Origin of the sequence: Lysinibacillus sp. NPDC094177 (genome assembly GCF_050279145.1) — a bacterium.
In the GTDB taxonomy this organism is placed as follows: domain Bacteria; phylum Bacillota; class Bacilli; order Bacillales_A; family Planococcaceae; genus Lysinibacillus.
In genome coordinates this window covers 1-8,834 of record NZ_JBNNTW010000029.1, presented here as the reverse complement: position 1 = coordinate 8,834, position 8,834 = coordinate 1, and the positions used below count along the sequence as shown (strand labels likewise).

General features: G+C 36.9%; 4 protein-coding genes and 1 rRNA gene. All 5 read left to right on the top strand.

Features of this window, described 5'->3' with window-relative positions:
* Window positions 1-94 (top strand): 5S ribosomal RNA (gene rrf, locus ACQKNC_RS22395); the annotation flags it as partial.
* A 1,816-nt stretch (window positions 95-1,910) separates the two neighbouring features.
* Complete coding sequence (locus tag ACQKNC_RS22390) at window positions 1,911-2,714, top strand: WxL domain-containing protein (protein ID WP_427426911.1); 804 nt, start codon at window positions 1,911-1,913, stop codon at window positions 2,712-2,714.
* A 19-nt stretch (window positions 2,715-2,733) separates the two neighbouring features.
* Window positions 2,734-3,489: a WxL domain-containing protein gene (locus ACQKNC_RS22385; protein WP_427426910.1), complete on the top strand. Its 756-nt coding sequence runs from the start codon at window positions 2,734-2,736 to the stop codon at window positions 3,487-3,489.
* A gap of 232 nt (window positions 3,490-3,721) precedes the next feature.
* Window positions 3,722-4,750: a DUF916 and DUF3324 domain-containing protein gene (locus tag ACQKNC_RS22380; RefSeq protein ID WP_427426909.1), complete on the top strand. Its 1,029-nt coding sequence runs from the start codon at window positions 3,722-3,724 to the stop codon at window positions 4,748-4,750.
* A 317-nt stretch (window positions 4,751-5,067) separates the two neighbouring features.
* A complete protein-coding gene (locus tag ACQKNC_RS22375; RefSeq protein WP_427426908.1) occupies window positions 5,068-8,010 on the top strand; it encodes a hypothetical protein in 2,943 nt (980 codons plus the stop codon).
* Window positions 8,011-8,834: the final 824 nt, after the last annotated feature.

Below are 8,834 nucleotides of genomic sequence, written 5' to 3'. Positions count from 1 at the left end.
TCACACCCGTTCCCATACCGAACACGGAAGTTAAGCTCTTTAGCGCCGATGGTAGTTGGGGGCTTCCCCCTGTGAGAGTAGGACGTCGCTAGGCACCTAGAAAAGTCGAGGATTTATTCCTCGGCTTTTTTTCTATGGAAATAAATAAACCCTTGAACTTTGGAAAACGAACCGATAAGTTATATTGTTACTTTAGGTTTGATTTCTCCTAGTAAATGTCTTTTGTACCGGAATCGTAGCGACAGGTATAGAAGTTCCCCACCTCTAGAGGCAGTAAGATTAATGCGGGTTTTAAGTCACCTTTCAGCGAGTGTCCAAACATTATCCACTTAAACTGACTGACCAACATCTTGCCGCTACCGCTACGCTTTCGCGCAGAAAAACCCCTTTTGCTGTCGCTTCGCTTTCGTATAGACAAAACACATTGTTGGACGCTACGTTAGCACTATGCTTTCGCACAAAACACATCTTGCCGCTGCCGCTACGCTTTCATTCGCAGAAAAACCCCTTTTGCTGTCGCTTCGCTTTCGTATAGACAAAACACATTGCTGGACGCTACGTCAGCACTACGCTTTCGCACAAAACACATCTGTGGCTGCCGCTACGCTTTCGCACAAAACACATTTGCAGGCCGAAGCACAAAGCTGATTCGGAACGCAATTATGCCGAGGCATAATTGATTGGGAAGTAATGAAGTGAAGTACAGTATAAGGAAATTTTAAAAGATGAATTGCTGCAAGCCCCAGCGGCACCGACAAAGTAAGGTATACATTTGCTGGATGGTATAAGGTTATAGAGGAGCATGCAATAGTATACGCGTAAGAGATGTAACGTATATTCGATACATCTCTTTTTTCTTTGTATACTCTGTATGAGTATGAACTTATAGATAGAAGGATAAGAAAGTTCTATTTTTAAGAAGGAACATCACGATCCAAGATCAAATATAAAGTTGGAAATAATTAACATAATGAGCCGAAAAAAGCAGTTTATCAATTTTTGTTCAAAAGTAATAAAAAGTTGATTTGCATCTTTTCCCTGTAGGTTTTAACCTAAATAAGCATAAACCTTAAGATAAAAGGATGTCCGATAAGATGTCCGATAAGATGTTCGATAAAAGGAATCCCTTATGTTTTGATTTAATGATGTAATAATTTAAAAAAAGTAGTTAGAAAATGGTTATCTGCAATTCGACTGATGCAAGCAATACAGAAGGTGTACGATCACTATTTTAAATGTCAAATTATTAAATGATATCCTAATAGTAACAATGGTTTTGGTGATAACTAATAAAAAATATTCAAATAAAGTTAGAATTTTAAGAAAGTTTATTTTGGAATTCACCTTTATCAAATTATGCTAAGAAAGCAACAAAAGTTGATTTTAATTCTTTTGTAAAATACGCTACAATCTGTAATTGTAAGAGATGAAAAGAAAAAAAGAAATAAAAGAGAAAAAATATGTTTAAGGAAGTTCAAATTGAGGTATAGGTTAAGTGTAAAAAGTAAACAAACTAGTATTTGTGATAATAATAGTGATGTTTCTAACTATTTCTTTTTCATCTAATGCTAAATCGTAAGCCCTTGATTCGGAAAGCTTCCATCGTTTATGGGCCAAGAAAAAATCCACAAATGAGGGATGTATCTTATTCTTAGAATAACATTTTCTGTTTTGTTATTTACCGTACCAGCATTTTATCTGATACGTAAATATAAATAAATATGCAATAAGAAATGGGAGGGTGGTTGAATGAAAGGATGTCCTTTTTTGCTTAAAAACTGTAATTTTATTACAAAATATTTAAAAATAGTTAATTTGTAATTCGACTATTAAGTAGTATGTGTTATTTACCGTATTAGCATTTTATCTAATACGTAAATATAAAAAATACATGAAAGGAGAATTTAAGCATGAAGAATAAGGCTATGCAATTTGCGGCAATTGCCACTTTACTAAGTTGTACGGCGATTTCTCCATTATTTGCTTCAGCAGAAGAAGGTGAAACAGAAGAAAAAGAAAAAGTAGTTAATTACGTATCGAATGGAATGGTGACATTTATTCCGAATGAAGATTCACAAGGCCCGGTAGATCCGACTGATCCAGATCCAGAGAAGCCAGTAAATCCAGTAGATCCGACTGATCCAGAAGGTCCAAAACCAGGAACTGGAAGCCCACTAGGCCTTGATTTTGTATCGAGTCTCGATTTTGGTATTAATGAAATCTCGAACAAAGAAAAGATTTATTATGCGAATGCACAGGTGTTAAATTCTGGTGAAGGAAGTAAATATGTACCAAACTATGCCCAAATCTCAGATAATCGCGGAACAAATGCCGGATGGAAATTAACCGTTAAACAAGAAGGGCAGTTTGCTAATGTTGCAGCGCAAAATAAAAAATTAACAGGCGCACAAATCAAATTTGTGAATCCGACTGTTACAGGTAAAACAGAAGTGACACCGCCAACAGCAGCTAAAGAAATTACGTTAGATCCAAATGGCGCTGAGTCACTTGTCATGTCAGCGAAGCCAAAAGAGGGAGCTGGACTTTGGGTAAACCTCTGGGGACAGGTAGATGAGATGACGAATGCTGAAGGTGAGAAAGTACAAAAAAATAAAGCGATTTCCCTTTCTATTCCAGGGAAAACGCCAAAAGATGCTGTTACATACAGTACAAAATTGACATGGAACTTATCGGATGTTCCAGGTAACAAATAATAATAAAGGATGATGAAACATGAAAATCAATACTAATTTAAAAGCTCTAGGCGTAGCAACAACAATGTTAACAGGTTTGGTATTAGGAGGAAGTGTCACTTCTTATGCGGCAGATGGTGGCGAGTATCAAACGAATGCAATTATCGAATTTGAATCAGCTACTGACACCATTACTCCACCAATAGATCCAATTAATCCGGATAACCCAAATCCAGTAGATCCAGTAGATCCAACTGATCCAAACGGCCCAAAGCCGGGAACACCTGGTCCATTAAGTATTGACTATGCATCTAGCTTAGACTTTGGTAAGCAAAAAATTACTTCTACCAATCAAGTTTACAAAGTACAACCGCAAAAATTTAACGGTCGTGGCGATGGTCCGAACTATGTTCAAGTAACAGATAGTCGTGGTACAGAAAAAGGTTGGTCATTGCAAGTGAAACAAAATGGTCAATTCAAGAACACTGCAGATAAAGAACTAACGGGTGCTGAAATTACTTTTAAAAATGCCTGGGTTAATACAGCCTCTGCATCTTCAAAACCATCTATTGTAAAAACTTCATTTAGTTTAAAACCAGATGGGATGGGTGTAGCTGAAAACATTATGTCTGCCAAAGCAAATGAAGGGTCCGGTACTTATGTATTAGTATTTGGTGATGACGCTACAGCAGCGGATAGTATTGAACTTTCTATCCCAGGTTCAACTACGAAATATGCAGATAAATATGCTACGTCCTTAACATGGACACTGACAGACGTACCTGGACAAGAATAAGAGACTATCAAAAATAGTATCCTATCATTTCAGTGCAATATTGTGAGATACAGGTAAAAACCCGTGTAAATCCTGTTAACTCGATTTGCAACAAGTACGAGTTAACGTGGAGCGACAGGAGTAAGAGACTTCGTGGCATCCTGTTGCTCCATTGTTAGAGGAAAGCATTGCGGGTTTTTACCAATAATTTTAGATTTTTGAAGACTTTTAAGTAGTAAGGATGGTAGAAAATATGAGGAAAAATACGTTATGGACCTTATTCGGAATATTGATTGTAAGCCTAGTATGGTTAACACCATTTGCTTCAGCATCTGAATTTAATTTTGGTGTGTATACCGTCATTCCAGACAACCAAATTGATAAACAAAAATCTTATTTCGATCTGAAAATGGAGCCTAATCAAAAGCAGACATTAACGATTCAATTGAAAAATGATACGGAAGAGGAGGTCGTCATTGAGCCGATCATTCATTCTGCTACAACGAATATTAATGGAGTTGTAGAGTACGGTCCTACAAGTGCTGAACGTGATTCTTCATTGCCATATGAATTAGGGGATTTAATTCAAACTGAGAAGGAAATTACGATTCCGGCTAAGGGAAGTAAGGATTTACAGTTAAATGTAACGATGCCTGAAGAAGAATTCGATGGGATTTTAGCGGGCGGTATTACATTAGAAGAGAAGAAAGCAGCGTCAAAAAATACCAAGGAAACAACTAAAGGTGTAAGTATTGAAAATAAATATGCTTATGTAGTGGGAATTATCCTACAAGAAACTGATGAAATAGTGAAGCAAGATTTGCAATTACACGATGTGAAAGCTGGACAAGTGAATGCCCGTAATGTGATTAATGCTACGCTTCAAAATCCAACGGCAACGTATTTAAACCGTTTTGAAGTGGACGCGAAAGTTACGAAAAAAGGGAAAACAGAGGTGCTCTATAAATCTGAAAAACAAGACATGCAAATGGCGCCAAATTCAAATTTTGAATACCCGATTTCATTAAATGGAGAAAAATTCAAATCTGGAACCTATACGTTACATGTAAAGGCTAAGTCGAGCAAAGAATCATGGGAATTTGAGAAGGATTTCTCCATTAAAGGGGAAGAAGTAAAGCAATTTAACGCAACAGATGTATCCATTGAAGGACCGAATTATCTAGCGTATTTGGTAGGATTGCTAATCCTTCTAGTAGCAGGGTTACTATTGTTTATATTTTATAACAAAAAGAAGCAGAAGAAACAACAAGAAATAAATTAAATTGAATAAAAATACGCCTTTGTTTTGGAAGTAGCTGTACTGGTTACTTTGCTGACTTTTCGTTTTAGAAAAATTATGCACCAATTTATGTTTCTAAAGATGCAGGATGGAGGCGTGTATCAGTTAACGCTGATTACGACAAGCGATTGGTTTTTTAACAAGTGAATCAATAAAAATTCAGATGAATCACTTGTTAAAAATTAAAAAGAAAAAGTTAATTTGAAAGAATGAGAAGATGTGCAAAGTGATCAGTATGCGGTTAACTTCATTGTTCGTTATGAAGCTGCTTAACATGTAAAAGGTCGGTGAAAAGAAATATGCGGAAAATAGTAATATCGATATTAGTTTTTATTCTAGTCTTTTCTGAGCTGAGTGTATCTATAGCAGAAACAATTGTGGGTAATCCTACAGAGTCTGCAATTGAATGTGAGGAACAACTAGAGTCTGGTGGCGAGGAATATCTAGCAACTGAATGTAAGGAACCGGGGTCTGAAAATGGTGAAGCACCAACAACTGAAGGAGAGAAACAGCCGGAGTCTGAAAGTGGTGAAGCGCCAACAACCGAAGGAGAGAAAGAACCAGATACTGAAAATGGCGAAACTCCAACAACTGAAGAAGAGGAGCAGCGAGAATCTGGAGATGAAGAAAATCTTGCGAATGCGTGTGAGAGGCAGCTAGAGTATGAAACTGAAGAAAATTTGGTAATTGAAGGAGAGGAACAGCTAGAGGCTGATGATGAAGAAGATTTAGCAATTGACTGTGAGGAAGAGGAAGAGCCTGAAATTGAAGAAAATTTGGAAGTTGACTGTGAGGAAGAGTTTTACATTGAAGGAGAAGAACTAGTGGCTGAAGAAGAGGAGCAGCTAGAGTCTAACATTGAAGAAGAACTAGTAACTGAAGGTGAAGAACAAGAAGAATTAGCTAGTGAAGAAAAATCAGTACCTAAATGTTTAAGAAGAATTGCTAGTCCTCGAGTGGACTATTTCGGAATTCCTATAAAAACCGTTGGTGAAATCGGTAATATTGATTTTTCAAAGTTGGATGATTCTCCGAATGAATTAGATGGATTTACACAAATGAGTACAAATGTAGGCCTTGAACTTCCAACAAGAGAGAGCTACCAAGGTAGATCTTATTACATGTATTTTGGGGATCTTGCCGATTACCGGTCACGGAATTCCTTGAAAAGCTCGAGACTATTTACTAGGTATGATGATGACTGGGGACGTCCATTGCCTTCTATGAATACAACACTTTCCGATTTAGCGTATGACTTTGACGCACAAATAATGGTACAAAATTTCTCAGTAGCAACAGCTCTATCTGAGGATTATAATCCCGATGCAATAAACGGTGTTGTACCATATTATTATCCCGGAGGAAGGCCTCATCGTGCTGGTCGTTTGCATCAAAATGGTAATGGACTTGTGATTGCTTATGGGGAACAAGAAAACGGTAAGGCACAAAAGCAATCTAATGTCATGCCAATTTTGAAATTATATAAAAATGAAAAGACACATGAGCTGGTTGCGTATGCAGCTTCCCTAGATACGCATAATAATCCGAAATTCGTAGAAGGATATATAAAAATTAAAATGAGTCTGACGAATGAGAGAAAAGGGCGTGTTAATGTCAGTATGAAATATTTGAACTTAACTACGCGATACCCTTATACAAATATCGGTTATTCCGTGCATATGGATGTTGACAATCGAGGTAGGGAAAGTAAAATGTATTCTTTAGGAAATAATAAAGGACTATATTTTCATGAGACTGATATGAGGGACGGTCAAGATTATTATCTTTATTTCTTCTATAATGGTTATGCGAATCATCCAGCTGCAATGCGAGCAACTAATAACCCGCGGGTGAGACCATTCGATAGTGGTGATGCTGGTCGTGAAGATCTCTTTTTTACTGAACTAAATTCGCCAAGTATTCCTGATCCCGGCAAGGATGAGATATATCCTTACACGTCGTATCCAGCCTGGGCATTAAGATGGGAACCGCAAGTACAAGAGCCGGATACAGTAAGGGAATTTAATTTGGAGATTACGGTAAGTAACAGACCGGAGGTTCCGGTAGAGGTTAAATTGGATAATGACGGGGAATATACAGATGAAGGATACCGTCTTACAGGGACGTGGAACAATCAAGAGGAAGAAGCTGATTATGTCGAACTTTATTATAAGGTAGATGACGGTGAGCCTCAGCAATTCGCACATAAAGAAAATCCAAGTGTAAATACAGATGAATCGTGGGGGTATACGATTCCGGTAGATGAAGTGAAGAAGGGATTAGATCATGAAATTAGTGTATATGCGGTGACGGTATTTTTGGCGGACGACGAGAAGCTCCAATCTAATATTGAAACAATAAAAATCCGACCAGAATTAACTATTGAAGAACGAGTGTTTGGTGTGGATGGTAAAGTGCCAACAGAAGTTGCACCAGGTGAAACATTGAAGTATGAGATTTTAGTAGATTCCGGCTATATTCCGGATGATAGAGGGACATATGGTCAATTTACGATTTCACAAAAATATGATCCACATTTAGAATCGCCAACAGACCTTAAAGTAATAGATGAAAATGGTAAAGAAATCGGTACAGCAACATACGATGATAATGAGATTGTGGCAACCCTCGATACTAACCCTGAAGTGCTACGCTCTACAAAAGTAAAATTCATCTTTAATGCGAAGGTGAAAGAAGATGCGGCAGAAGAAGACTTTGTTGTAAGTCAAGCGACAGCTACAGGGAAATACAGTACAGGTGATGAAGTCAATCAGACATCAAATGAAGTGAAAACCAAAATTTCTGGCGTGTTGAAATTCGTTTCTGCGCCTGAGGAGGTTGGCTTTGGAGAAAAGCTTAAGATTTCGTCGAGAACTAAAACGTATCAGCTCATCAAATGTGATAAATCTTTATCTGTAAAAGATAGTCGTACGTTGTCGAGAAATCCGTCTTGGATGATGACGGCTAAGCTAGTTAAGCCGCTAACAGGGAAGAAGAATAACGATTCTACATTAGATGGCTTATATTATCGTTATGGTGGAAATGTTTCAACTCTTACTGAAGATGCTTCAGCACTGGTTTATAAAAAGAAAACAACTGGCACAGAAGAAATCAACATTTCTAATGCATGGACTCCAGAAGGAGATGGGCTTTATTTAGAAGTGCCAGCCGGAACTGCTAAAGCTGATGCATATGACGGAACGGTCCAATGGATACTGCAGAATGTACCTGTAAATGAATAGATGTAGTCATATATTGATAAGCTTGGTTGCATTAAAAAGAGAAATTTCAAGTGTGTTATGCCGAGTGATGGGAATCCAATCTTTCCAATAAATTATATACAAGTTTTCATGGATTAGTTGAATTAAATAATTCAGAAAAAGAAAGCATGAGATTGCACATTTTAACAGTCTCATGCTTTTGTATTTAGGTTAGACTAGGAGATTATGGACTGCTCTATTTCTGGAACGAAGTCAAATGAAGAACACCCAGCGTTAAAATTACAGAACTAGTATTAGATGATGAAAGCAATAGGGAGTGCCGTACGATTCGGCAATTAGTTGACTTCGGTATGCTTGACAGAGTCATCTTTTTTTATGTCTCGGGCTCTTTTTGTTTGATTTTTTAATAGAAATTATGAAGAAATGATTTGTTAGATAACAATAAAACATTAAAGATTGTGAGTCTAATATTAAAATATTTTCTTAATCATTATAATAGGAAGTTTCTCGATAAAGTAAAAAACTATGAATTTATTTCAGAAAAAGTGTTGACCTTTTTAAATTAAGGGTGTAATATTATACAAGTCGTTAAGACAGCTACTGAAAAACAATTAAACGAAAAAGAGTTGTTGACATCTAGCGAACGACATGATAATATATAAGAGTTGCTGCTGAAACAATGGCAACGAAATGAACCTTGAAAACTGAACAAGCAAAACGTAATCAATAAAGTTTTTAGTAGCTAACCTCGAGTTAGTGAACGAAACAAAATTTTGGACATCAAACATGATGCCAGCAAAACAATTTGAGCTAATCAAATTTCTTTTTATGGAGAGTTTGATCCT

Bases quoted from the DNA above. Each gene is read 5' to 3' on its own strand.
- ACQKNC_RS22375 (WP_427426908.1), top strand. From the start codon at position 5,068: ATGCGGAAAATAGTAATATCGATATTAGTTTTTATTCTAGTCTTTTCT.
- ACQKNC_RS22380 (WP_427426909.1), top strand. From the start codon at position 3,722: ATGAGGAAAAATACGTTATGGACCTTATTCGGAATATTGATTGTAAGC.
- ACQKNC_RS22390 (WP_427426911.1), top strand. From the start codon at position 1,911: ATGAAGAATAAGGCTATGCAATTTGCGGCAATTGCCACTTTACTAAGT.
- ACQKNC_RS22385 (WP_427426910.1), top strand. From the start codon at position 2,734: ATGAAAATCAATACTAATTTAAAAGCTCTAGGCGTAGCAACAACAATG.